Origin of the sequence: Rhizobium sp. GN54 (assembly GCF_021026345.1) — a bacterium.
Lineage (GTDB): Bacteria > Pseudomonadota > Alphaproteobacteria > Rhizobiales > Rhizobiaceae > Mycoplana.
In genome coordinates, this window is sequence record NZ_JAJNCZ010000003.1 from 257,810 (window position 1) to 281,533 (window position 23,724).

The 23,724-nt window shown below is 64.6% G+C and carries 23 protein-coding genes, 1 tRNA gene and 1 riboswitch; of the genes, 18 read left to right on the forward strand and 6 right to left on the reverse strand.

The window, feature by feature from the left end; all coding sequences use genetic code 11:
- Positions 1-127: 127 nt before the first annotated feature.
- Positions 128-313: a 50S ribosomal protein L32 gene (rpmF, locus tag LQK81_RS10500; RefSeq protein ID WP_097137963.1), complete on the forward strand. Its 186-nt coding sequence runs from the start codon at positions 128-130 to the stop codon at positions 311-313.
- 161 nt (positions 314-474) lie between these two features.
- Here rpmF and phaR read toward each other — a convergent pair whose 3' ends face one another.
- Entirely contained in the window at positions 475-1,053 is a 579-nt protein-coding gene (gene phaR / locus LQK81_RS10505; protein WP_230806083.1) for a polyhydroxyalkanoate synthesis repressor PhaR, read from the reverse strand.
- Positions 1,054-1,383: 330 nt separating this feature from the next.
- On the opposite strand from phaR, the gene LQK81_RS10510 reads away from it, so the two are divergent.
- From LQK81_RS10510 to LQK81_RS10535, 6 genes are all read left to right on the forward strand, one after another.
- Complete coding sequence (locus tag LQK81_RS10510) at positions 1,384-2,565, forward strand: acetyl-CoA C-acetyltransferase (RefSeq protein WP_230806085.1); 1,182 nt, start codon at positions 1,384-1,386, stop codon at positions 2,563-2,565.
- 111 nt (positions 2,566-2,676) lie between these two features.
- Positions 2,677-3,402 carry a beta-ketoacyl-ACP reductase gene (locus tag LQK81_RS10515; protein WP_230806087.1) on the forward strand — a complete coding sequence of 242 codons (726 nt, stop codon included), beginning with the start codon at positions 2,677-2,679 and terminating at the stop codon, positions 3,400-3,402.
- Positions 3,403-3,505: 103 nt separating this feature from the next.
- Positions 3,506-3,584, forward strand: a riboswitch (SAM riboswitch).
- A 58-nt stretch (positions 3,585-3,642) separates the two neighbouring features.
- Positions 3,643-4,566, forward strand: a complete 924-nt coding sequence (metA, locus tag LQK81_RS10520) for a homoserine O-acetyltransferase MetA (RefSeq protein WP_230806089.1) — start codon at positions 3,643-3,645, stop codon at positions 4,564-4,566.
- Positions 4,567-4,570: 4 nt separating this feature from the next.
- The gene (locus LQK81_RS10525) at positions 4,571-5,020 is read left to right on the forward strand and encodes a GNAT family N-acetyltransferase (protein ID WP_230806091.1); all 450 of its coding nucleotides are present in this window, start codon (positions 4,571-4,573) and stop codon (positions 5,018-5,020) included.
- A gap of 129 nt (positions 5,021-5,149) precedes the next feature.
- On the forward strand, positions 5,150-6,166 hold the full coding sequence (locus tag LQK81_RS10530) for an aldose epimerase family protein (protein WP_230806093.1): 1,017 nt from the start codon (positions 5,150-5,152) through the stop codon (positions 6,164-6,166).
- A gap of 144 nt (positions 6,167-6,310) precedes the next feature.
- The gene (locus tag LQK81_RS10535; RefSeq protein WP_230806095.1) at positions 6,311-7,201 is read left to right on the forward strand and encodes an NAD(P)-dependent oxidoreductase; all 891 of its coding nucleotides are present in this window, start codon (positions 6,311-6,313) and stop codon (positions 7,199-7,201) included.
- A gap of 126 nt (positions 7,202-7,327) precedes the next feature.
- Here LQK81_RS10535 and LQK81_RS10540 read toward each other — a convergent pair whose 3' ends face one another.
- The gene (locus LQK81_RS10540) at positions 7,328-9,574 is read right to left on the reverse strand and encodes a calcium-binding protein (protein ID WP_230806097.1); all 2,247 of its coding nucleotides are present in this window, start codon (positions 9,572-9,574) and stop codon (positions 7,328-7,330) included.
- A 336-nt stretch (positions 9,575-9,910) separates the two neighbouring features.
- A tRNA-Gly gene (locus LQK81_RS10545) sits at positions 9,911-9,985 on the reverse strand.
- Positions 9,986-10,292: 307 nt separating this feature from the next.
- Here LQK81_RS10545 and LQK81_RS10550 point away from each other — a divergent pair.
- The 4 genes from LQK81_RS10550 (at position 10,293) to LQK81_RS10565 (ending at position 12,814) form a co-directional block, all read left to right on the forward strand.
- A complete protein-coding gene (locus LQK81_RS10550; protein WP_230806099.1) occupies positions 10,293-10,808 on the forward strand; it encodes a prolyl-tRNA synthetase associated domain-containing protein in 516 nt (171 codons plus the stop codon).
- Positions 10,809-10,866: 58 nt separating this feature from the next.
- A complete protein-coding gene (gene trxA / locus LQK81_RS10555) occupies positions 10,867-11,820 on the forward strand; it encodes a thioredoxin (RefSeq protein ID WP_230806101.1) in 954 nt (317 codons plus the stop codon).
- Positions 11,821-11,936: 116 nt separating this feature from the next.
- Positions 11,937-12,617, forward strand: a complete 681-nt coding sequence (locus LQK81_RS10560) for an LON peptidase substrate-binding domain-containing protein (protein ID WP_230806103.1) — start codon at positions 11,937-11,939, stop codon at positions 12,615-12,617.
- 8 nt (positions 12,618-12,625) lie between these two features.
- Entirely contained in the window at positions 12,626-12,814 is a 189-nt protein-coding gene (locus LQK81_RS10565; RefSeq protein WP_230806104.1) for a Trm112 family protein, read from the forward strand.
- A gap of 32 nt (positions 12,815-12,846) precedes the next feature.
- Here the strand turns inward: LQK81_RS10565 and LQK81_RS10570 are convergent, their stop codons facing one another.
- Entirely contained in the window at positions 12,847-14,067 is a 1,221-nt protein-coding gene (locus tag LQK81_RS10570; protein ID WP_230806106.1) for a ubiquinone biosynthesis hydroxylase, read from the reverse strand.
- Positions 14,068-14,150: 83 nt separating this feature from the next.
- Between LQK81_RS10570 and tesB the strand changes: the two genes are divergently transcribed.
- The 6 genes from tesB to LQK81_RS10600 all read left to right on the forward strand — a co-directional run bounded on the left by tesB (position 14,151) and on the right by LQK81_RS10600 (position 21,644).
- On the forward strand, positions 14,151-15,035 hold the full coding sequence (tesB, locus tag LQK81_RS10575) for an acyl-CoA thioesterase II (protein WP_230806108.1): 885 nt from the start codon (positions 14,151-14,153) through the stop codon (positions 15,033-15,035).
- Between the two features lie 227 nt (positions 15,036-15,262).
- A complete protein-coding gene (locus LQK81_RS10580) occupies positions 15,263-15,601 on the forward strand; it encodes a P-II family nitrogen regulator (protein WP_183803423.1) in 339 nt (112 codons plus the stop codon).
- A gap of 26 nt (positions 15,602-15,627) precedes the next feature.
- Positions 15,628-16,989 carry an ammonium transporter gene (locus LQK81_RS10585; RefSeq protein WP_230806110.1) on the forward strand — a complete coding sequence of 454 codons (1,362 nt, stop codon included), beginning with the start codon at positions 15,628-15,630 and terminating at the stop codon, positions 16,987-16,989.
- Positions 16,990-17,239: 250 nt separating this feature from the next.
- Positions 17,240-19,882 carry an FtsK/SpoIIIE family DNA translocase gene (locus LQK81_RS10590; protein WP_230806112.1) on the forward strand — a complete coding sequence of 881 codons (2,643 nt, stop codon included), beginning with the start codon at positions 17,240-17,242 and terminating at the stop codon, positions 19,880-19,882.
- 93 nt (positions 19,883-19,975) lie between these two features.
- A complete protein-coding gene (locus LQK81_RS10595; RefSeq protein WP_442967109.1) occupies positions 19,976-20,638 on the forward strand; it encodes an outer membrane lipoprotein carrier protein LolA in 663 nt (220 codons plus the stop codon).
- 199 nt (positions 20,639-20,837) lie between these two features.
- Positions 20,838-21,644 (forward strand): exodeoxyribonuclease III, encoded by an 807-nt coding sequence (locus LQK81_RS10600; RefSeq protein ID WP_230806116.1) that lies wholly within the window; start codon positions 20,838-20,840, stop codon positions 21,642-21,644.
- Between the two features lie 81 nt (positions 21,645-21,725).
- Here LQK81_RS10600 and LQK81_RS10605 read toward each other — a convergent pair whose 3' ends face one another.
- Entirely contained in the window at positions 21,726-22,181 is a 456-nt protein-coding gene (locus LQK81_RS10605; RefSeq protein ID WP_230806117.1) for a cyclic nucleotide-binding domain-containing protein, read from the reverse strand.
- A gap of 141 nt (positions 22,182-22,322) precedes the next feature.
- The gene (locus tag LQK81_RS10610) at positions 22,323-23,006 is read right to left on the reverse strand and encodes a response regulator transcription factor (RefSeq protein ID WP_230806118.1); all 684 of its coding nucleotides are present in this window, start codon (positions 23,004-23,006) and stop codon (positions 22,323-22,325) included.
- A gap of 158 nt (positions 23,007-23,164) precedes the next feature.
- Here LQK81_RS10610 and LQK81_RS10615 point away from each other — a divergent pair, with 158 nt between their 5' ends.
- Entirely contained in the window at positions 23,165-23,713 is a 549-nt protein-coding gene (locus tag LQK81_RS10615; RefSeq protein WP_230806120.1) for a L,D-transpeptidase family protein, read from the forward strand.
- The last annotated feature ends 11 nt before the right edge of the window (positions 23,714-23,724 follow it).

Below are 23,724 nucleotides of genomic sequence, written 5' to 3' on the forward strand. Positions count from 1 at the left end.
CCGGCGGGGACTGGTCAAGCGGGTATTAGCCATGTATAAGCCCGCCAAATTTCCGAGATAGATGCACGTCTTTTTCGGCCATTTTCAGTGGCCTTGGATGTGTTTGCCCGTTCAGTGGAGTAGTGAAATGGCTGTACCGAAAAGAAAAACGAGCCCGTCCAAGCGCGGCATGCGCCGCTCCGCCGACGCCCTGAAGGCTCCGAGCTACATCGAAGACAAGAACTCCGGCGAACTGCGCCGCCCGCACCACATCGACCTGAAGACCGGCATGTACCGCGGTCGCCAAGTGCTGACGCCGAAGGAAAGCGCATAAGCGCTTTCGCACAGCGAGATTTCTTGAAGGCCCGGCTCGTCCGGGCCTTTTTCTTTCTGTGATGCCATTTTGAGTTTGGCCTGGCGATCCCGCGTGCATCCGGCCCGTGAGAACCACTGCGGCGGCCCGGCAGCAAGCGCCGGACCGGATCTCCCGGGTCTTCAGCCCAGGTTGTCGAGCTTCGACTGCAGCGCGCGCAACTGCTCTTTCAGTTCGTCGATGTCCTTCGCCTCGGCCTTCTTCGTTTCCTTCGGCTGCGGCGCCGTCATGAAGGGCGAGAACATCTGCATCGCCTTGTGGAAGATCTCGGTGTTGCGGCGCACCTGCTCCTCGACCAGTTGCATCGGCATCTGCAGGTTCTTGGTCAGCGGGGTGTCGCCGAAGGCCTTGTTGATCTGCTCGCGCATCTGCGCCTGCTGGTCGGTAAAGGCCTGCATCGAATGTTCCAGATAGCTCGGCACGACCATCTGCATCTGGTCGCCGTAGAAACTGATGAGCTGGCGCAGGAAGGATATCGGCAAAAGCGTGTTGCCGGTCTTCGATTCCTGCTCGAAGATGATCTGCGTCAGGACCGAGTGCGTGATGTCCTCCCCGGACTTCGCGTCCTGGACGGTGAAGTTCTCCCCCTTCTTCACCATCACTGCGAGATCGTCGAGCGTCACGTAGGTGCTCGTTCCGGTATTGTAGAGGCGCCGGTTCGCATATTTCTTGATCGTGATCGGGCTGTCGTTCTTGGCCATCTGGGTCTCCTCCTCCCCGTATTCCAATCCGCTCCATGCATTTGCGAGTATCCGCAAAAACAACGTTATTACAAACGCATTGTGCGTTGCAGTGAAAAAATGCTGCGCAAAATCATTTTCGCCGGTCACGGTCGCTCTGCTTGGGCCCGGATTTGCCGAGACAAGTTGTTTGACTCTCCCCCAAAGCTTTGACAGTTTTGCCGTGAGGCGGTTGTTCGCGCCGGCCTTCGTCCGGCGATGCAATCGAAATGGGCAGCCCTGGAACCGGGCGGGCCGCGACGGCCCGAAACCGCCGGTTCCGGCACCAAGAACAATGTGAGGAGACGCTTCATGGCCACCCCGTCCATCGTCATCGCCAGCGCAGCCAGGACCGCCGTCGGCTCTTTCAACGGCGCCTTCGCCAATACGCCCGCCCATGAACTCGGGGCTGCGGCGATCACGGCCGTGCTCGAGCGGGCCGGCGTCGCCGCCGAGGAGGTGGACGAGGTGATCCTTGGCCAGGTGCTCCCCGCCGGCGAGGGCCAGAACCCGGCCCGGCAGGCCGCGATGAAGGCAGGCGTGCCGCAGGAGAAGACCGCCTGGGGCATGAACCAGCTCTGCGGCTCCGGCCTGCGCGCCGTGGCCCTTGGCATGCAGCAGATCGCGACCGGCGACGCCGGCATCATCGTCGCCGGCGGCATGGAATCCATGTCGATGGCGCCGCACTGCGCCCACCTGCGCGGCGGGGTGAAGATGGGCGATTTCAAGATGATCGACACGATGATCAAGGACGGCCTGACCGACGCCTTCTACGGCTATCACATGGGCATCACCGCCGAGAACGTCGCCAAGAAGTGGCAATTGTCCCGCGAGGAGCAGGACAGCTTTGCCGTCGCATCGCAAAACAAGGCCGAGGCCGCCCAGAAGGAGGGCCGCTTCAAGGACGAGATCGTCCCCTTCACCGTCAAGAGCCGCAAGGGAGACGTGATCGTCGACAGCGATGAATACATCCGCCACGGCGCGACCCTCGACTCCATGGCCAAGCTGCGGCCCGCCTTCGACAAGGACGGCACCGTCACGGCGGCAAACGCATCCGGCCTCAACGACGGAGCGGCGGCAACGCTGCTGATGAGCGAGGCCGAGGCCGGCCGCCGCGGTATCCAGCCGCTCGCCAGGATCGTCTCCTGGGCGACCGCCGGCGTCGATCCGCAGATCATGGGCACCGGCCCCATTCCCGCATCCCGCAAGGCCCTGGAGAGGGCCGGCTGGAAGATCGGCGACCTCGACCTCGTCGAGGCCAACGAGGCCTTCGCCGCCCAGGCCTGCGCCGTCAACAAGGACCTCGGCTGGGATCCGGCGATCGTCAACGTCAATGGCGGCGCCATCGCCATCGGTCATCCGATCGGCGCGTCCGGCGCCCGCGTGCTCAATACGCTGCTCTTCGAAATGAAGCGCCGCGGCGTATCCCGCGGCCTTGCCACGCTCTGCATCGGCGGCGGCATGGGCGTCGCCATGTGCGTCGAAAGAACGTAAGGAGGAACTTACCGACTGCCTTCACCGACAAGCCGCATCGGGGCGGCCCGTCAGGGTCCCGGCCCGGCCGAAGAACAACGATGGCAGCAATCTTTGGGGGGAGTGCACAATATGAGCAGGGTAGCTTTGGTAACCGGCGGCACGCGCGGTATCGGCGCGGCCATCTCGATCGGGCTCAAGGCGGCAGGCTACGCGGTCGCCGCCAACTATGCGGGAAATGACGAGGCGGCCGCGGCCTTCAAGGCCGAGACCGGGATCCCGGTCTTCAAATGGGACGTGTCCAGCTACGAGGCCTGCGCCGACGGCGTCGGGAAAGTGGAGGCTGACCTCGGTCCGGTCGAGATTCTCGTCAACAATGCCGGCATCACCCGCGACGCCATGTTCCACAAGATGACGCCGCAGCAGTGGCGCGAGGTCGTCGACACCAACCTGTCGGGCCTGTTCAACATGACCCACCCGGTCTGGACCGGCATGCGCGACCGCGGCTTCGGCCGCATCGTCAACATCTCCTCCATCAACGGCCAGAAGGGCCAGATGGGACAGGCGAACTACTCGGCCGCCAAGGCCGGCGATCTTGGCTTCACCAAGGCGCTGGCCCAGGAAGGGGCTGCGAAGAACATCACCGTCAACGCCATCTGCCCGGGCTACATCGGCACCGAGATGGTCCGCGCGATCCCGGAAAAGGTGCTGAGCGAACGCATCATTCCGCAGATCCCCGTCGGCAGGCTGGGCGAACCGGAGGAGATCGCGCGTTGCGTCGTCTTCCTCGCCTCCGACGATGCGGGCTTCATCACCGGCTCGACGATCTCCGCCAATGGCGGTCAGTTCTTCGTCTGATCACTTGGCTTGACATCGGCGGGGCCGTCGGGCGCCGCCGACCGGCAGCGCCGGCGCCTGCCGGACGGCGACATTGATTCTTTCCCGGACTGGCGCTATGTAGGGCCCGTCCCGTGGTGATTTGGCCGGCCGGCTTGCAGCCACGTTAAACAAGTCGCTAAAGGGGCCGCGAGAAGAGACCTTCCGTGGACCGGTTGCGACTGCCGTCGCTGCCGGTTTTTTTGTTTGATCGAGTGAAAGATGCCCATCAAGATTCCCGATACGCTCCCCGCATTCGAAACCCTCGTCCATGAGGGTGTGCGGGTGATGACCGAAACGGTGGCTGTCCGGCAGGATATCCGCCCGCTGCAGATCGGGCTTCTCAACCTCATGCCGAACAAGATCAAGACCGAGATCCAGATGGCGCGCCTCGTCGGCGCCTCGCCGCTGCAGGTCGAACTGTCGCTCGTGCGCATCGGCGGCCACAAGGCCAAGAACACCTCCGAGGACCACCTGCTCGCCTTCTACGACACCTGGGAGGAGATCAGGCACCGCAAGTTCGACGGCTTCATCATCACCGGCGCCCCGATCGAGACGCTCGACTACGAGGACGTGACCTACTGGGACGAGATGAAGCGCATTCTTGACTGGACCGTCACCAACGTCCATTCCACCCTGAACGTCTGCTGGGGCGCGATGGCGGCGATCTACCATTTCCACGGCGTGCCGAAATACACGCTCGACGAGAAGGCCTTCGGCGTCTTCCGCCACCACAACCGCAATCCGGCCTCGGTGTTTCTCAGCGGCTTCTCCGATGACTTCCAGATCCCGGTCTCCCGCTGGACCGAGGTGCGCGCGGATGACATCCGCAAGCGGCCCGGACTGGAGATCCTGATGGAATCCGACGAGACGGGCGTCTGTTTCGTGCAGGAAGAGGGCGGCAAGCGCCTCTACGTCTTCAACCACGTGGAGTACGATTCCACTTCGCTGGCCGACGAGTATTTCCGCGACGTCGACGCCGGCGCGCCGATCAAGATGCCGAAGAACTACTTTCCGCACAACGATCCGGCTATCGCCCCCTTGAACCGCTGGCGCAGCCATGCGCATCTTCTGTTCGGCAACTGGATCAACGAGATGTACCAGACGACGCCCTACGACCTCGACAGGATCGGCCCGCGAGGATGACACCATGAGCGGCCTCGAGATCAGAGCCCTCACCCCGACTGACGAGGTCGACTGGCGACGCCTCTGGACCGCCTATCTCGCCTTCTACGAGACCGTCCTGCCGGAGGAGATTTTTCGCACCACCTTCGCCCGGCTGACCGGCGACGGGGCGAACGACTATGCGGGCCTGCTCGCCGTCCTGGACGGCAGGCCCGTGGGCCTCGCCCACTACCTGTTCCACCGCAGTTGCTGGACGATCGGCGACGTCTGCTACCTGCAGGACCTCTATGCCGATCCGGCGGTCCGCGGCACCGGCGTCGGCCGCGCCCTGATCGAGGCGGTCTATGCCAGGGCTGCCGAGGCGAATGCCGCCGAAGTCTACTGGATGACGCAGGAGTTCAACGCCACCGCGCAGCAACTCTACGACAGGATCGCCGACAAGACGCCCTTCATCATCTACCAGAAGACCCTCTGACGATCATGGTCGTGCAGGCGCAGCCCATTGCGCGCACTGCCGCATCCATTGGTATGATTTTTCCGTTGCCCCTGCATCGGTTTTGCCGCAGTTTGCGGCGCGGACTTGGCAAGGCCGGGAGGGACATCGGTGAACGCGCGCAATGAACAGTTCGGCCTGCTCGAGACGGGCGAACCCGTCGAGCTCGTCGTCCTCACCGGAGGCGGCCTGAAGGCGAAAGTCATCACCTGGGGCGCCGTGATCCAGGATCTGCGGCTTGACGGGCACGAACCGCCGCTGGTCCTCGGGCTGGAGAGCCTTTCCGACTACATCGCCCATTCCCCCTATTTCGGCGCCACCCCCGGGCGCAACGCCAACCGGATCGCGGACGGCCGTTTTGCGATCGACGGCACGTCCCACCAACTCGAACTGAACGAGCGCGGCGTGACCCATCTCCATGGCGGCAGCGACGGGCTCGGCCGGCGCAACTGGCAGATCGTGGACCAGTCCGAAAGCCACGTAACGCTGCGGATCGTCGATCCGGCGGGCCGCGCCGGCTATCCCGGCAACTGCACGGTCACCTGCACCTATAGCCTCCAGGACCCGGGCACGCTGTCGGTCGTCTACGAGACCACGACCGACGCGCCGACCATCGCCAATCTCTGCCAGCACAGCTATTTCAACCTCGACGGCGAGGCCGACGCGCTGGGACACGAGATCAGCATCGCAGCCGACCGCTACCTGCCGGTGGACGAGCGCCTGATTCCGTTCGGAGAGACCAGGCCGGTCGAGGGCACGCCCTTCGATCTTCGAAAGATGACGCCGATGCGTCGCCAGACCGAGGCCGGCGGCGTCGCCTACGACCACAATTTCTGCCTGGCGGAGGAGCGTCGCGCCAAGACCCCGGTCGCCCGCGCCCGCAGCAGCCGCTCCGGCGTGGCGCTCGAAGTGCGCACGACCGAACCGGGCGTGCAGCTTTACACCGGCTCCATGGTCAGCGTCCCCGTTCCGGGCCTCGAGGGGCGCCGCTACGGTGCCTTCGCCGGCTTCTGCCTCGAAACGCAGATCTGGCCGGATGCGGTCAACCACGAGGGCTTTCCGAACGCGGTCCTGCGGCCGGGCGAGACCCTGCGCCAGGAGACCGACTACATCTTCACGAAGGGCTGATCCTCGATCGTGTCTGCCGGGCCTGTATCGGGGCAGCCTGCAGGAAAGCGAACGGGGAATGCAGCCTCGCCAAAGGTCTGTTGCGTCGCGACGACTGCCGGCGGACCGCGCGTCAACAAGCATCTGGAAGGGAGGCCAACTGTCATGACGAAACAAACGGTGGGATTTATCGGGCTCGGCTATATGGGCCAGGGCATGGCCGCCAACATTCTGACCAAGGGCTTTCCGCTGGTCGTGATGGCGCACCGCAATCGTGCCCCCCTCGAAGCCCTCGTCGAGAAGGGCGCGCGGGAAGCGAAGTCGGCGCGTGAGATGGCCGGCGAATGCGACATCGTCGTGCTCTGCGTCACCGGCTCGCCCGAAGTGCTCGCCGTCGTCGAGGGACCGGACGGGATTGCGGCCGCCGGCCGGCCGCTGACCATCGTCGACTGCTCGACATCAGACCCCTCGGTGACGACCGCGCTGGCCGCGCGGCTGGCACAAAAGGGCATCACCCTGCTGGACGCCCCGCTCGGGCGGACGCCGGCGGATGCGGCCGCGGGCACGCTGGACGTGATGGTCGGCGGGGCGGACGCCGATGTCGCCCGCGTCCGCCAGATTCTCGACACCTTCGCCGGTCGTGTCATCCACACCGGCCCGACCGGCACTGGTCACACGATGAAATTGCTCAACAACTTCCTCTCCATGGGCTACGCCGCGCTCTATTCCGAGGCGCTGATGCTCGGCCGCAAGGCCGGCCTGACCGCCGAGACCTTCGACAGCGTCATCCGCGGCGGCCGCATGGATTGCGGCTTCTACCAGACCTTCTTCCGCTACGTGCTGGAGCGAGACCCGAATGCCCACAAGTTCGCGATCCGCAACGGCTTCAAGGACATGAGCTACCTCGCAGCCTTCGCCAACGCCACAGGCGCCGCCAACCCGATCGGCGCCGCCGTCCGCAACAGCTTCGCCCAGGCCGTCGGCGCCGGCCGCGGCGAGGACTTCGTCCCGATGCTGTCGGATTTCGTCGCCGAGACGAACGGATTGAAGGAGTAGAGGTCGCTGGGGGATTCTACGTCCAAGGGCCGATAGATCCCCCGGGGAACCCTTAAAGCGGAAAACCAACCTGCGCTCCAAACCGACGCCCTGTCGGCGTCGGCTCAAAACGCGTGGCTTCAATTGTCAAAGGATGAAATCGGCCTTGTCGAGCGTCCGCACATCATCGAGATGAATGGCAAAATCCGCCTTGCCGTCGCCATCCACGTCACCACGAATATAGGTGTTGGACTTGCCCTTGTCGTAGCGCAGTTCCCCGGCCTTCTTCGAGAAGTCGTCCGTTCCAATGAAGGTAAAGCCCTGGTTGCCACCCTTCTTCGTGCTCGCATCGATAGCTGAAATGTCGATCTTGTCGATCTTGGAGAAGTCGAAGATCGTGTCGCGGCCCGACTTTCCGGGCGTGCTGTCCTGAAGCGTTTTGTAGATGAAGGTGTCCGATCCGCTCCCGCCGTGGAGCTTGTCAGCCCCAACGCCGCCGATCAGTCTGTCGTCGTTCATGCCACCCTTGAGGATGTCGACCCCGGCCCCGCCGTCCAGCATGTTCTTCCGATCGCTGCCGATGATGGTGTTGTCGAGGCTGTTGCCGGTGCCGTTACGCGCTTTGCCCGTCAGCGTCAGGTCCTCGACGTTCGCCGTAAGCGTGTAGTCGATCGAGGACTCGACACGGTCCGTGCCTTCGTTTGTCTTTTCGACCACCTTGTCCCTGCGGCTGTCAACGACATAAATGTCGTTGCCGACACCGCCCTCCATGGCGTCGGCCCCACGGCCGCCGTCGAGCGTGTCGTTTCCGCCGCCACCGATCAACGTATCGTCCCCCGTTTCGCCGAACAGCGTGTCGCCGCGGCTGCCGCCTGTCACGTTGTCCCGGCCCGTACCTCCGCGATAATTCAGCACCTCGAAATTGCTGAATACCGTTTCCGGATCGACCGCAACGGTGCCGGTCGTGAAATCGAAGACGAAATCTTCCTCTGTAACCAGAACGAAGTTGAGCGTGTCGATACCCGTTCCACCGTCTGCGGTGTCGCCATGGCCGGCATAAATCGTATCGTTTCCTGCTTCACCATAGATCTCGTCGTCTACGTCGTCGTCATAGGGGCGCAACGTGCCGTCGCCGTTGCTGAAGGCCATGCCGCCATAGATCGTGTCGTTACCCGCTCCGCCCCTGATCGTATCGCTGCCAGCCCCGCCGATCAGCCTGTCATGACCGCCCTGACCTTCCAACGTGTCGTCGCCCCCGCCACCGGCCATTTCGTCCGCCAGCGCGCCGCCGGTGAAGGTGTCATTTCCTGACCCACCAAACAGCGTAACGCTTTCGATGTTCTTCAGCGTCACCGATACATTGGTAAACGTTGCCACGGAGGCGAGCGCGAATGTCAGGTCTTTGGTGAAACCGACATAGCGGAAGTCGAGCCAGACATGGTCGGACCCGTGCCCGCCATCGATATCCAGCGCGCCTAGCGGACCGCCTCGCCAGCCGAGGCGATCGTCTCCACTCCCGAGGTCGACCGTATAGGACCCATTGGCCGTGGCATCGAAAGGCACGGTCTCGGGAGCACTGTCACCCAAATCTTGGCCCTTCTCCCACCAGAAGTAGTCGCCGCCTTCACCTATGTCGACCCTGTCGTCGCCGGAACCGGCCCTGATGGTGTTGGCGCCGCCGTAGTCGGTGATGGTATCGTTGCCGGCGCCTGCATCGACGTAGTCGTCGCCGTCGGGGAGGTAATAGCCGTAATATTCGGAACTCCGGTCGTCTTGCCACACGCTGCCATGAAGCTCGTCATCGCCGGCTCTGCCGATCAGCCTGTCGTTGCCGTGCCCACCTTTAAGATAGTCAGCACCAGCCCCACCGGTAAAATTGTCGTCGCCGACGCCGCCGTCGAGAAAGACCCGCTCGATCCCTTTCAAAGTTACGGACCCGATGGTGACGGTCTTGGTGGCGGAGACTGTGAATGTCGCACCGCTCGTAAAGCCGGAAAGGTCGAGCACGGCCCGATCGACGCCGCTGCCTCCATCGATGTAGACTGTTTCCTTCAATTTTGGGCCGATCGAGTAGCTGACCCGGATATCATCATCGCCCGCCCCGCCATAGATCTTGTCGCCGCCCCGTTTCCCGCTGTCGATGGCGGCATGATTGTAGACCGCGATGAGGTCGTCGCCGTCTCCGCCATAAAGCCGGTCCTCACCGCCGGCGTCAAAAAGCTGATCGTTGCCCGCTCCGCCGTAAAGCACGTCGTCGCCGTCGCCGTTGTTCTCCTCGATGTCACTCGAGAGGCCACCGTAGAGGATATCATCGCCACCCAGCCCCTTGACGACGTCGTTTCTCGGAGTTGCGCTCAGGGTTTCTCCCTTGGACGTCCCGGTGATATCTGCCATGCTCGTTCCCTAACCTAATCCTACAAATTGTGACCATAGGTTGAGCATAGGCAGAACTCCCAGTCAATGCGACCGTTGTATCTCCGCCCGACTAAGAAAAATCCTCGATGGGTACATGGCAGATCGGTGCGGAGTGTTGTTACAGTAATTGTGCGGCAACGGCGTTGGCAGCGAGGTCGACATACATTCGCGCCACCGCCACGATCTCGCTGGAACCGGAGCCTATATCCCTGCGGTAACCGCGCCCTTCCGTCGACCTCGACGGCTGGGGGATCTCAACCGCGCCAGAAAACACAAAAGCCCCGGCGAACCGAGGCTTGCAGCGTCTTGGAAGAATGGAGCGGGTGAGGCGATTCGAACGCCCGACCCCAACCTTGGCAAGGTTGTGCTCTACCCCTGAGCTACACCCGCTCATCGTCGACGGCCTGGGGTAGTCGGTGGCCGAAGGTCGCTGCGTTGCGGCGACGGGCGCTATATGGCCCAAGCGATTTTCAAATGCAACAGGGAAATGACGCGATGTTCCAGAATTTTTCGGGCCGACGGCGCAAGCCTCGGCCGGTTGCCCGGCCAGGTCTCCCGCCATTTCTCCCGCCGCCTGCCATTCCCGTTGCCTGCCCGCCTGGAAGGCTTTATTCCATGCGGCGACAGGGTGACGGGTCAGCGATGACGGGGCGGGCTTGCGCCGGCGCGAAAGTGACGATTGGGAACAGACATGGACATGACCTCCGATATTCAGCCGCCGAAGACCGACGGCGATCTTTTCGCCTTTCTCGACAGCCTCGGCATCGGGCATGCGACGAAGACCCACCAGCCCGTTTTCACCGTCGCCGAATCCGTGGCGCTGCGCGACGAGATCCCGGGCGGGCACACGAAGAACCTCTTCCTCAAGGACAAGAAGGACAACTACTTCCTCCTGACGGTCGAGGAAAACGCCAGCGTCGACCTGAAGACCATCCACGCGGTCATCGGCGCGGCCAGCCGCGTCTCGTTCGGCAAGCCGGAGAAACTGATGGAGTATCTCGGCGTCATTCCGGGCGCGGTCACCGCCTTCGGCGTCATCAACGACACCGGCCGGAAGGTGAAGCTGATCCTCGACGAGGACCTGATGCAGAACGACATCATCAACGCCCACCCGCTCAGGAACGACGCGACCACCTCGATCGCCGCGGGCGACCTGTTGCGATTCGTCGAGGCGACCGGCCACGAACCGCTTGTATTGAAAGTGACCTCCTGACATACGATCTTCAGGCAGCATTGAACGAAGCCGGGCGGCGGTCCGCAGGAGCAGGAAGATGAGCGACAATCCCTATGCGACGTCGTTTGGCGGACAGATGAGCGGCGCCGTCAACTATGGCACGGAAACGGCGGCCGACCTCGTCAAGGACACGACCACTGCCACCTTCGCGCAGGACGTGATCGAGGCCTCGCGCCAGCAGCCGGTCCTCGTCGATTTCTGGGCGCCGTGGTGCGGCCCCTGCAAGCAGCTGACGCCGATCATCGAGAAGGTGATCAAGGAAGCCGGCGGCCGGGTGAAGCTCGTCAAGATGAACATCGACGATCATCCCTCCATCGCGGGCCAGCTCGGCATCCAGTCGATCCCCGCCGTCATCGCCTTCGTCGGCGGCAGGCCGGCGGACGGGTTCATGGGCGCCCTGCCGGAAAGCCAGGTCCGCGCCTTCATCGACAAGGTCGCCGGCCCCGCCGACGCCGACCAGAAGGCCGAGATCGCGGCGATCCTCGAAGAGGCGAAGACGCTCCTCGCCCAGCATGACATCGGCGGCGCCGCCGATCTCTTCGGCGCCATCCTGCAGGCCGAACCCGACAACGCCGCAGCGCTTGCCGGCATGGCGCAATGCATGATCGCCGCCGGCCAGCTCGACAACGCCCGCCAGATCCTCGCCTCGGCGCCCGAAGAGGCGGCCGCCGATCCGGCGATCGCCGCCGTGCGCAAGCAGCTGGAGCAGATCGAGGAAGCCCGCAAGCTCGGCGATCCGCAGGCGCTCGAGCAGGCCCTTGCCGCCGACCCGGACGACCATGCCGCGCGGCTGAAGCTTGCCAAGATTCGCAATGTCGAGGGCAACCGCGACGCGGCCGCCGACCATCTGCTGACGATCATGAAGCGCGACCGCACTTTCGAGGACGACGCCGCGCGGCGCGAACTCCTGCAGTTCTTCGAGGTGTGGGGACCGAAGGATCCGGCCACGATCGCCGCCCGGCGCAAGCTGTCGTCGATCCTGTTTTCCTGACGCATCGCCCGCGCACACCTTGAGAAATCCGCTCCGGACCCCATTTCAGAAGCCATGATGCTGCCAACCGCCGCAAGCGCGGCTGGCCATGCCGAATGCGACGGGAAGGCGATGCAATGCATGTCGGGAATGCGCGCTATCTGAAGCCGGGCGACCTACCGGGAACGATCCCGGTGTTTCCACTGACGGGCGCCCTGCTTCTGCCGGGCGGACAGTTGCCCCTCAACATCTTCGAGCCGCGGTATCTGGCGATGTTCGACGACGTGCTCGCGAGCAGCCGGCTGATCGGCATGGTCCAGCCGGTGTTCGGCGATCACGTCGATTCCGATCCCTCCTCGGAAGCCCCCGCACTCTGCCAGGTCGGCTGCCTCGGCCGCGTCACCTCCTTCGCCGAGACCGGTGACGGGCGATACATCACCTCGCTCACCGGCATCTGCCGCTACCGGCTGATCGGCGAGGTACGCACCGGCAAGGCCTATCGCTCGTTCAAGATCGCCCCGTTCATCAGCGACCTCTCCGGCGCCGACGACGAGCGCGGCGTCGATCGCGAGGCGCTCTTGTCCGCCTTCCGCGCCTATCTCGATGCCAACAAGCTGGAGGCCGATTGGGAGAGCGTCGAGCGGGCCAGCAACACCACCCTCGTCAACTCCATGTCGATGATGTCGCCCTACGGGCCGGCCGAGAAGCAGGCCCTGCTGGAAGCCCCGGACCTGAAGACGCGCGCCGAAACGCTGATCGCCATCACCGAGATCGTTCTGGCCCGCAATTTCGGCGACGTCGATACGCGCCTGCAATAGACTGACCGATGGAAAACAAGACCAATAGCGTCGACACCAAGCTCCTGGAGCTTCTGGTCTGCCCCCTGACGAAGGGGCGGCTGAGCTGGAATGCAGAGACCGGCGAGCTCGTCTCCGAGCGCGCAAAGCTCGCCTATCCGGTTCGCGACGGCATCCCGATCATGCTCGTGTCGGAAGCGCGGGAACTGAAGGACTGAAACAGCGCGACACCCGCGGCCCTGCCACCGGCTCAGATCGCCTCGCCGACGAGCATCCGCGGCTGGCCGCTACCGGCGAGCCCCTCGGCCTGGCGGATGAAGAAGGACTTCAGCCCCGGAAGCCGGTCGACGATCCCGAGCCCCAGGTCGCGCGCCACGCGCATCGGCGTGATGTCGTTCGAAAACAGCCGGTTGAGCACGTCCGTCGTCACCCCCATGCGGAAGGTGTCGAAGCGACGCCATGTCTCGTAGCGCTCGAGCACCGAAAGCAGGCCGATGTCGAGGCCGAGCCGGTCCGCCTCGATCAGCGTTTCGGCAAGGGCCGCCACGTCCTTGAAGCCGAGATTGAGGCCCTGTCCCGATATCGGGTGGATGCCGTGGGCGGCGTCGCCGGCGAGCGCGAAACGGGGGGCGACGAAGGAACGGGCGAGCGTGAGCCCGAGCGGGAAGGCCCTGCGGCCGCCCACCACGCGCAGCGTCCCGAGCTTGTGGCCGAAGCGACGCTCCAGTTCCTCCTCGAAGACCAGGTCGTCGCTTTCGATCAGGCGATTGGCGTCCTCGGTCCGCTCCGTCCAGACGAGCGACGACCGGTTGCCCCTCATCGGCAGGGTGGCGAAAGGCCCGGCCGGCAGGAAATGCTCTTCCGCCGTGCCCTCGTGCGGCCGTTCGTGTTCGACGGTGGTGACGATCCCCGACTGCCCGTAGTCGAAACGGACCGTCTTGATGCCGGCGATGTCGCGCAGCCTGGAGCGGACGCCGTCGCAGGCCACGAGCAGGCGGGCCTTTCGCGTCTCGCCGTTCGACAGGCGGATCGCGCTCGCATGCGGATCGGTGGAAAAATCCACCACCGAGGTTGCCCAGCTTATGGGCAGGCCCAGCGGTTCCGCCGCCGCCACCAGGCTTCCCGTGACAGCACGGTTCGGCACCATGTGGGCAAACGGCGCGCCGTCTTCGGCAGTCCCCGCGCCCTCGAAGGTGAGGAAGACCGGGCGGACGGGGTCGGCCGTGCGCGAATCGGTGATCACCATCCTGCGGATCGGCTCCGCCTCCGGCGCGATCTCGTCCCAGACGCCGAGGACATCGAGGAGGTTGCGGGCGGCGGCGACCAGTGCCGAGGCGCGCTCGTCGCGCCGCCAGGCATCGGCCGGGGCCGGATCGACGAGTTCGATCTGCAGATGCGGCGCGGCCTTCTTCAAGGCCACCGCAAGCGACAGTCCGACATATCCGCCGCCCGCCACAAGAATGTCGATCATCGCTGGTCTCCGTACCCTTGAGCCGTCCTTGCATCCTATATAGAGGACGCAGGCAGAGTTTCCTACAGCGGGAGAATGTCCAAATGTCGCGTCCGGTCGAACATGGCTCCCCCATGGAGGAACTTCTGTCCACGCTCGATCTCGAGACGCTGGAGGAAAACCTCTTTCGCGGCCGCAGCCCGCAGGTGGGCTGGCAGCGGGTGTTCGGCGGCCAGGTGATCGGCCAGGCGCTGGTCGCCGCAAGCCGCACCGTCGCCGAGGATCGCTTCGTTCACTCGCTCCATGCCTATTTCATCCGTCCCGGCGATCCCGCCGTGCCGATCATCTACGATGTCGACCGCATTCGCGACGGGGCGGGTTTCACCACGCGACGGGTCATCGCCGTCCAGCACGGCAAGCCGATCTATTTCATGACGGCGTCCTTCCAGGGCGACGAGCCCGGCTTCGACCACGCCATCGCCATGCCGGAGGTCCCGCCCCCGGAGCAGGTGCTGCAGGACGACGAAGAGCGCCGGCGCTTCCTTGCCGCCGCCCCCAGGGCCATTCGCGAATACTGGGAACGGCCCCGGCCGATCGAGCTTCGCCCGATCGGGTTCGCTAGCAATCCCGGCCCCGTCGCCGGCACGACCAGCCGCAACGTGTGGATGCGCGCCACCGGCCCGGTGCCGGACGACCGCCGCCTCCAGGCCGCCGTCCTCGGCTATCTCTCCGACCTGACCCTGCTCGACACCGCCCTTTTCGCGCACGGTACCTCGGTTTTCGACCGGTCGCTGCAGGTGGCGAGCCTCGACCACGCCATGTGGTTCCACCGCCCCTGCCAGCTCGACGATTGGCTGCTCTTTGTCCAGGACAGCCCCTCGGCGTCGGGCGCCCGCGGGATGACCCGCGGCAGCCTCTTCACGCGCCAGGGCCTGCTGATCGCCTCGGTCGCCCAGGAGGGGTTGATCCGCAAAAAGGCAACTGAATAAATTTAGTGCAGTTTCTAAAAGTTGCCCATTATTTACGCTCGTTGACTGGCGCTTTTTTGGCACCCGGCGCAGGTCGTCGATAAAATCATTATTTAACAACGCGTTACGATACGCATCGAATCTGGCACGCCCCTTGAATGTGTAGGCTTGGCAGCTGCAGCATGATGCCTGCGGCAGCAAGGAGAAACGGCTTCGGCCGTGGGCGAACACGAAGGATGGGAATCCAGATGAAAATCGTGATGGCAATAATCAAGCCGTTCAAGCTCGATGAGGTCCGAGAGGCCCTCACCGCAGTGGGTATCCAGGGGCTCACCGTGACCGAGGTGAAGGGATACGGGCGCCAGAAGGGACACACCGAAATCTACCGCGGTACCGAGTATGCCGTTAGCTTCCTCCCGAAACTGAAGATCGAGATCGCCGTCCCGACCGAGACCGTCGACAAGGCTGTCGAGGCGATCGCGTCTGCCGCCAAGACCGGCCAGATCGGCGACGGCAAGATCTTCGTCTACTCGATTGACCACGCCGTCCGCATCCGCACCGGCGAAACCGATTCCGAAGCGCTGTAAGCACCGGCAGATCAGGAGCACTATCAATGTCATCGCATACTCTCAACATGCTTGGCCGCTTGAGCGCAGCCGCTGCGGCCGTTCTCGCGCCCGTCGTCGCCTTTGCGCAGGAAACCGCGCCGGCCGCCGCCGAAGCTGCCGCGGCGGCCCCTGTCCCCGACAAGGGCGACACCACCTTCATGTTCATCAGCACCCTGCTCGTGCTGTTCATGCTGATGCCGGGCCTCGGCCTGTTTTATGGTGGCCTCGTGCGCGCCAAGAACATGCTGTCCGTGCTGATGCAGTGCACGATCATCGGCGCCGTGATGATGCTCGTCTGGGTCATCTACGGCTACTCCTTCGCCTTCGGCGGCTCCACCAGCCCCTATTTCGGCGGCACGGCGAAGCTGTTTCTCTCCGGCGTCACGATGGACTCGACGGCCGCGACCTTCTCTGACGGCGTCGTCATTCCGGAGTTCATCTTCGTGATGTTCCAGATGACCTTTGCCGCTCTGACCCCGGCACTGATCGTCGGTGCCTTCGCCGAGCGTATCAAGTTCTCCGCAGCCGTACTGTTCTGCGTCCTCTGGGCCACCTTCGTCTACTTCCCGGTCGCCCACATGGTCTGGGATGCCAACGGCCTGCTGTTCGGCATGGGCGCGCTTGACTTCGCCGGCGGCACCGTCGTCCACATCAACGCCGGCGTGGCTGGCCTCGTCGGCGCGATCATGGTCGGCAAGCGCATCGGCTACGGCAAGGACATGATGGCCCCGCATTCGATGACGCTGACGCTGGTCGGCGCGGCCATGCTCTGGGTGGGCTGGTTCGGCTTCAACGCCGGTTCCAACCTCGAGGCTTCCGGCGGTGCCATGCTGGCAGCCCTGAACACCTTCATTGCAACCGCGGCAGCCATCGTCTCCTGGTCGCTGGTCGAGACCTTCACCCGTGGCAAGGCCTCGATGCTCGGCGCAGCATCCGGCATGATCGCCGGCCTCGTCGCCATCACCCCGGCCGCCGGCATCGTCGGCCCGATGGGCGCCATCGTCATGGGCCTGATCGTGTCGCCGATCTGCTACTTCTTCATCTCCGTGGTGAAGGCGAAGTTCGGCTATGACGACACCGCCGACGTGTTCGGCGTCCATGGTATCGGCGGCCTGTTCGGCGCGCTTGCAACCGGCATCTTCGCCTCCGACACGCTCGGCGGCATCGGCTATGCCGAGGGCGTCACCATGGGCGGACAGTTCATGACGCAGCTGACCGCCGTCGTCATCACCATCGTATGGTGCGGCATCGTCTCCGCGATCCTCTACAAGATCGTCGACGTGGTTGTCGGCCTGCGCGTCACCGCAGAAGCCGAGCGCGAAGGTCTCGACCTCTCCTCCCACGGCGAAGCCGCCTACCACGTTTGATGCAATGCGACGACGGCGCCAGTTGAGACTGGCGCCGTCCGACTTGCCCTTGCGACCTGAGCGATCAGGTCTTGGCCCGGACCTCACGGTCCGGGCTTTTTTTTAGGAAAGCTTGCCTTTTTTCGCCTGCGAGACGCTCTGCGCGCCATGGTTAATACGCCATTAACGCTTGTCCCGTTAGGGTCGCATATCATCCATGCCCTCCGGCTGGACGACCTCACCGAGACCTATCGCGACAGGCTGAAGACACATGGCGAGAAGCACAACGGCAATGCTGGACAATCGTCCCGAACGATTTGTTCTGTCGGCCTTCCTGTGGCGGCAGATCCGGGCGCTCCTAGGCTTCGGCCTGTTCATCGCGCTGGCGCTGGCCGTGGCGGCGCTCTCAACCTGGAACGTCTCCGACCCGAGCTTCTCCTACGCATCCGGCGGCGAGCCGACCAACGCGCTCGGCTATACCGGCGCCGCCTTCGCCGACATCTTCATGCAGTTCTTCGGGCTCGCCTGCGTGATCGCCCTGCTTCCGGTCGTCGCCTGGGCGCTGGCGCTGATCCGGAACCGTGGCATCACCCGTATCGTCAAGCGGCTCGGCTGCTGGTTCGTCGGCGCCGTGCTCGCCTCGGCCGCACTCAGCTGCATCCCCGCCCCGATCACCTGGCCCCTGCCGAACGGCCTCGGCGGCGTCTTCGGCGACATGATCCTGCGCTTTCCCGCGCTCTTCACCGGCGCCTATCCGACCGGCATCCTGGCCAGCATCCTCGGCGCGATCGTCGCAGTGCCGGCCGGCTGGCTGCTCGTCTTCAGCGCCGGCCTGATCGGCAATGATCCGGTGGACGAGGACGAGATCGCCCCGTCCGCCAGCGTCGAGCGGACGCGCACGGTCAGCGAACCCGACGAGGAGGACGAGGCCGAGGGTCCGCTGATGGTGATCGCCGGCGCGCTGACCCATGCCTGGTACACCAACCAGGCCCGCCTGCGCCGTCTGTTCGGGCTCTCGGGCCGCGGCAAGTCCCACGCGCGCGCCGTCGAGCAGCCCTATGATTTCAACGATGACGAATTCGGAACGCTGAATGAGCCGACCCGCGCCAAGGTTGCGCCGCGGATGCCGGAGCGCGTCGAGCCGTCTCTCGACGGCGGCGCCCGTCGCAACGTCGCGCCGCCCGCGATGGACGGCTATGACGGCGACGATCTGGACGAGGACGACCTGCCGCGCCCGGCCGGCATCCTGCCGGACGACGTGGACGACGATTGGGCGCCGCGCAAGGCGCCGGCACCTGCGGGCCTGCGCTCGCGGATCGCCGCAGCCGCCCCGAAGCCCAAGACGGGCGCGAGGATCGAGCGCGAGGCGCAGGCCTCCTTTGCCGCCCCGGGCGGCTTCCAGCTTCCCTCGCTGCATCTTCTGGCCGAGCCGCGCAACGTTGCCCGCGACGCCTCGCTCTCCGCCGACGCGCTGGAACAGAACGCCCGCATGCTCGAAGGGGTTCTGGAGGATTTCGGCGTCAAGGGCGAGATCATCCATGTCCGCCCGGGCCCGGTCGTCACCCTCTACGAGCTGGAGCCTGCACCCGGCATCAAGTCCTCCCGCGTGATCGGGCTTGCCGACGATATCGCCCGCTCGATGAGCGCGATCGCCGCCCGCGTCGCCGTCGTGCCCGGCCGCAACGCGATCGGCATCGAACTGCCCAACCAGAGCCGCGAGACCGTCTTCCTGCGCGAGTTGCTGGCCGCCCGCGATTTCGAGACCAGCAAGGCCAAGCTCGCCATGGCGCTCGGCAAGACCATAGGCGGCGAGCCTGTCATCACCGACATCGCCAAAATGCCGCACCTGCTCGTCGCCGGCACCACCGGCTCGGGCAAGTCGGTCGCGATCAACACCATGATCCTGTCGATCCTCTACCGGCTGAAGCCGGAGCAGTGCCGGCTGATCATGATCGACCCGAAGATGCTCGAACTCTCCGTCTACGACGGCATCCCGCACCTGCTCTCCCCCGTCGTCACCGATCCGAAGAAGGCGGTCGTCGCCCTCAAGTGGACCGTCCGCGAGATGGAGGAGCGCTACAAGAAGATGTCGAAGATCGGCGTGCGCAACATCGACGGCTTCAACAGCCGCGTCGAGCAGGCGCTGGCCAAGGGCGAGCAGATCACCCGCACCGTCCAGACCGGCTTCGACCGCCAGACCGGCGAGGCGATGTACGAGACCGAAGAGTTCGACCTGCAGCCGATGCCCTACATCGTCGTCATCATCGACGAGATGGCCGACCTGATGATGGTCGCCGGCAAGGACATCGAAGGCGCCGTCCAGCGTCTGGCGCAGATGGCGCGCGCCGCCGGCATTCACGTCATCATGGCGACCCAGCGCCCCTCGGTCGACGTCATCACCGGCACGATCAAGGCCAACTTCCCGACCCGCATCTCCTTCCAGGTCACCTCCAAGATCGACAGCCGCACGATCCTGGGCGAACAGGGCGCCGAACAGCTGCTCGGCATGGGCGACATGCTCTACATGGCCGGCGGCGGGCGCATCCAGCGCGTGCACGGCCCGTTCGTATCCGACAACGAGGTCGAGGCCGTCGTCGCCCACCTGAAGGCGCAGGGCGCCCCGCAGTATCTCGACGCGATCACCCAGGACGACGAGGACGACATGGATGGCGCAGGCCCCGCCGGCACCGCCAACCTGGACGATTCCGACGACCCCTACGACCAGGCCGTCGCCGTGGTCCTGCGTGACGGCAAGGCGTCAACGTCCTATATTCAACGCAGGCTCGGGATCGGCTACAATCGTGCCGCCTCGCTCATCGAGCGGATGGAGCAGGAGGGCCTGATCGGCCCGGCCAACCATGCCGGAAAGCGCGAGATCCTGGTTCCGACGGAAGACGACGTCACGGGCCGTTGACGAGAACAGGCACCGCTCTACCTGTGCCGAAACGGCCGCAGGCGTCCGGCTCGCGCCATGATCACGCCGTACTTGGCGGACATTCAGAGCGGCATGAAGGAGACCACGATGAACGCTGACGACACGACCCCGGCCGGCCACATGACGCGCAGGAACTTTGCCGGGCTGCTGGCGCTGCTTCTGGCCGGCGGCCCGTCCCTGCTCGCGTCGGATCCGGCTGCGGCCCAGGCCTCGAGCACGGCGCAGCGGATCGCCAATCACTTCGCGTCGGTGAAGACGATGATGGGCGAGTTCGTGCAGTTCGGCCCCCGCGGCGAGCAGACCGGTGGCAAGTTCTTCATCAGCCGCCCGGGCAAGATCCGCTTCAACTATGAGGATCCCTCGCCGATGCGCGTCATCTCCGACGGCCGCACGGTGGTCATCGGCAACCGCAAGCTCAAGACCTGGGACGTCTATCCGCTGTCGAAGACGCCGTTGAAGCTTCTTCTCGGCAACCAGATCGATCTCTCCACCAAGATGGTCCGCGGCGTGAAGGAGGAGGACGACCTCATCACCATCGTCCTGGGCGACCGCAACATGTTCGGTTCCTCGACCATTACCATGATGTTCGATCCGAAGACCTACGACCTTCGCCAGTGGACGATCAGGGATGCCCAGGGCAAGGACACGTCGGTGATGATCTTCAACGTCAGGAACGGTGTGCCGCTCGATCCCAAGGTCTTCGCCGTTCCCTATGACGAGATCCACGGCCGCTGACGGTCCCCCGACGAAGCCGAGAAGAGCCGCAGCGTCGACGCTTGCGGCTCTTTCCTTGCCATTCTTGCAACCCGCTGTCGCCAAATCTGCCGCAACGGCCTGAATTCGCACAACAAGAGCCCGAAACCGATTCCGGTCCGGGCGCTTATCGGCTAAGAACCTCGCGTCCTGCCACCCGGCACCACGAGGAAAAGCCCGAATGACCCTTTCGATCGCGACCTGGAACATCAACTCCGTGCGCCTGCGGATCGGCCTGGTCGAGCATCTCCTCAAGACCCATGCGCCGGACATCCTCTGCCTGCAGGAAACCAAGTGCCCGAACGACCAGTTTCCCTCCAAGCCGCTGCGGGCGCTCGGTTACGAGCACATCGTCATGCACGGCCAGAAGGGCTATCACGGCGTCGCGACGATTTCCCGCCTGCCGTTGACTGAACTCGTCGAGCGGCGCGACTATTGCGGCGTCGGCGATGCACGGCACGTTTCCGTCGTCTTCCATCACGGCGGCAAGTCGATCCGGCTGCATAATTTCTACGTGCCGGCAGGTGGCGACGAGCCCGACCGGACGATCAATCCGAAATTCGGCCACAAGCTCGATTTCATCGAGGAGATGAAGGTGCTGCATGCCGAGGCGGAGGCGGGGATCTCGTCGATCCTCGTTGGCGACCTGAACATCGCGCCCCTGGAGCACGATGTCTGGTCGCACAAGCAGCTCCTGAAGATCGTCAGCCACACGCCGGTCGAGGTCGAGGGCCTGACCGAGGTGATGACCAGGGGGGCATGGGTGGACCTGATGCGCCGCAAGGTCCCGGCCGACCAGAAGCTCTACACCTGGTGGAGCTACCGGGCCCGGGACTGGGCCGCAGCCGACCGCGGCCGCCGGCTCGACCACATCTGGTCGTCCGCCGATCTGGATACGCATCTGTCGGAAATCACCGTGCTGCGCGAGGCCCGTGGCTGGGAGCGCCCGTCCGACCACGTCCCGGTCATCGCCACCTTCGATCTCTAAAGCCTGTCGCGCCAGACCGTGCAGCGGTCTTGCGACAACGACATGCGAGAAAACAAGACGTGAGGCGAAGGCGAACGGGCCTCAGGCGAACCGCCCGGCCATGCCGGAGGCGCCGTCGATCATCGCCGCCAGGTTGGCGCGGATCCGCCCCTGCACCATCACGGCCACGTCCGGATATTCCTCCAACATGCGCCGGAAGAGCGGGCGGTTGATGCGGATGACCTCGCTGTCCTCGACCGCCGTCGCCGTGAACTTCCGCTCGATGACGGAGATCATCGCAAGCTCCGAAAGAAGCGTTCCGACGGCTGCCACGCCCTCGTGGCGGACCGATCCGTCCCGCCCCGTCGACGACAAGCGAAAGCTTCCCGAAGCGACGACGTAGCCGCAATCGGCCGACGCCCCTTCGCGAAAGAGCGTCTGGCCCTCGACGATGCGCCGCCGCTCAGCACCGAACGCCATCAGCCGCAGCTTGTCCTCGGACAGGCCCGCAAAGAGCGGCACCTGGGCGAAAAGCCTGATATCGTCGATGAGAGCCAAGCGGCGCCTCCGTCATCCGGCCGAGCGCGGCATCGGCCATGGTCTGTTGCCTGCATGAATAGCCGACAAGGCCGGGCCGCGTCCAGCGTCCGGCCCGGAAATCCCGGGGCTATCCCGGCAATGACGGATCGCGATGCGCCCTCAAGGGACGATCTTGTAGCCGCCGTTCTCGGTGACGAGGATCTGCGCATTGGACGGATCGCGCTCGATCTTCTGGCGCAGCCGGTAGACATGGGTCTCGAGCGTATGGGTGGTGACACCGGAATTGTAGCCCCAGACCTCTTCCAGCAGCACGTCGCGCGTGACCACCTTCTGGTCCGCCCGGTAGAGGTAGCGGATGATCGCCGCCTCCTTCTCCGTCAGCCGGATCTTCTGGCCGTTCTCCATGGTCAGGAGCTTCTGGCCGGGCTTGAACGTGTAGGGACCGACCGTGAAGGTGGCGTCCTCGCTGCTTTCGTGCTGGCGCAGCTGCGCGCGGATGCGCGCGAGCAGCACGGCGAAGCGGAACGGCTTGGTGACATAGTCGTTCGCGCCAGCTTCCAGGCCGAGGATCGTATCCGAATCGGTGTCGTGGCCGGTCAGCATGATGATCGGCGCCTTGAAGCCGCCCTTGCGCAGCAGCTTGACGGCCTCGCGGCCGTCCATGTCCGGCAGGCCCACATCCATGATGAGCAGGTCGACCTGGGTGGCGCGGGCGGCCTGGATGCCCTTCGCCGCGGTCGATTCCTGCTGGATCGTGAACTCCTCGTAGAGCGCAAGCTGCTCGACCAGCGTCTCGCGCAAGTCGTTGTCGTCATCGACAATGAGGATGGTTCGCGATGTCATATGCTTCCCTTCGAATATTGAACTGAACCTATGCGAAATTGGCCTTTTGGCAAGTCCGCCAAGGATATATGCAATCCCGACGCCCACCGGCGAGCATATGCTTGGACCCGGTTTTCCGGGCAACGCACATTCGCGTGAGCAATGGATAGGCACCGGTGATGAGACGGGCAAAAGCGACAGCACCAGACAATCGCGGCACAATCGTGGTCCGGCGCGCGCCTCGGACGAAAAGCCGCGCCATCCTGCAATACGGCATCCTGTCCATCCCCGCGGCGATCGGCCGGAGCGGTACCACTACCCGCAAGCGCGAGGGCGACGGCGCCACGCCGATCGCCGCGATGCGGCTGCTTGGCGGCTTCTTCCGCGGCGACCGGATGCGGGGAATGTCCACCCGGCTGCCGATGCGGCGCATCCGCCCGGACATGCTCTGGTGCGACGATCCGCGCGATCCGAACTACAATCGCCTCGTCCGCAGCCCCTTCGGGCCGAGCCACGAGGAGATGAAGCGCAAGGACGGGCTCTACGACGCCTGCCTGGTGCTCGACTGGAACGTCACCTCCCGCCGTCGGAACCTGGGATCGGCGATCTTCTTCCACCTGATCCGTCCCGGTTTCGAGCCGACGGCTGGATGCGTCGCCATCCGCGCCGCCGACATGCGCCGGCTGCTGCCGCATCTTGGCCGCGCAACGATGCTGAAGGTGGTCTGATCCCGCGCTGC

Coding starts and splice junctions, on each gene's coding strand:
- rpmF (WP_097137963.1), top strand. CDS start 128: ATGGCTGTACCGAAAAGAAAAACGAGCCCGTCCAAGCGCGGCATGCGC.
- phaR (WP_230806083.1), bottom strand. CDS start 1,053: ATGGCCAAGAACGACAGCCCGATCACGATCAAGAAATATGCGAACCGG.
- LQK81_RS10510 (WP_230806085.1), top strand. CDS start 1,384: ATGGCCACCCCGTCCATCGTCATCGCCAGCGCAGCCAGGACCGCCGTC.
- LQK81_RS10515 (WP_230806087.1), top strand. CDS start 2,677: ATGAGCAGGGTAGCTTTGGTAACCGGCGGCACGCGCGGTATCGGCGCG.
- metA (WP_230806089.1), top strand. CDS start 3,643: ATGCCCATCAAGATTCCCGATACGCTCCCCGCATTCGAAACCCTCGTC.
- LQK81_RS10525 (WP_230806091.1), top strand. CDS start 4,571: ATGAGCGGCCTCGAGATCAGAGCCCTCACCCCGACTGACGAGGTCGAC.
- LQK81_RS10535 (WP_230806095.1), top strand. CDS start 6,311: ATGACGAAACAAACGGTGGGATTTATCGGGCTCGGCTATATGGGCCAG.
- LQK81_RS10540 (WP_230806097.1), bottom strand. CDS start 9,574: ATGGCAGATATCACCGGGACGTCCAAGGGAGAAACCCTGAGCGCAACT.
- LQK81_RS10550 (WP_230806099.1), top strand. CDS start 10,293: ATGACCTCCGATATTCAGCCGCCGAAGACCGACGGCGATCTTTTCGCC.
- trxA (WP_230806101.1), top strand. CDS start 10,867: ATGAGCGACAATCCCTATGCGACGTCGTTTGGCGGACAGATGAGCGGC.
- LQK81_RS10560 (WP_230806103.1), top strand. CDS start 11,937: ATGCATGTCGGGAATGCGCGCTATCTGAAGCCGGGCGACCTACCGGGA.
- LQK81_RS10565 (WP_230806104.1), top strand. CDS start 12,626: ATGGAAAACAAGACCAATAGCGTCGACACCAAGCTCCTGGAGCTTCTG.
- LQK81_RS10570 (WP_230806106.1), bottom strand. CDS start 14,067: ATGATCGACATTCTTGTGGCGGGCGGCGGATATGTCGGACTGTCGCTT.
- tesB (WP_230806108.1), top strand. CDS start 14,151: ATGTCGCGTCCGGTCGAACATGGCTCCCCCATGGAGGAACTTCTGTCC.
- LQK81_RS10580 (WP_183803423.1), top strand. CDS start 15,263: ATGAAAATCGTGATGGCAATAATCAAGCCGTTCAAGCTCGATGAGGTC.
- LQK81_RS10585 (WP_230806110.1), top strand. CDS start 15,628: ATGTCATCGCATACTCTCAACATGCTTGGCCGCTTGAGCGCAGCCGCT.
- LQK81_RS10590 (WP_230806112.1), top strand. CDS start 17,240: ATGGCGAGAAGCACAACGGCAATGCTGGACAATCGTCCCGAACGATTT.
- LQK81_RS10595 (WP_442967109.1), top strand. CDS start 19,976: ATGAAGGAGACCACGATGAACGCTGACGACACGACCCCGGCCGGCCAC.
- LQK81_RS10600 (WP_230806116.1), top strand. CDS start 20,838: ATGACCCTTTCGATCGCGACCTGGAACATCAACTCCGTGCGCCTGCGG.
- LQK81_RS10610 (WP_230806118.1), bottom strand. CDS start 23,006: ATGACATCGCGAACCATCCTCATTGTCGATGACGACAACGACTTGCGC.
- LQK81_RS10615 (WP_230806120.1), top strand. CDS start 23,165: ATGAGACGGGCAAAAGCGACAGCACCAGACAATCGCGGCACAATCGTG.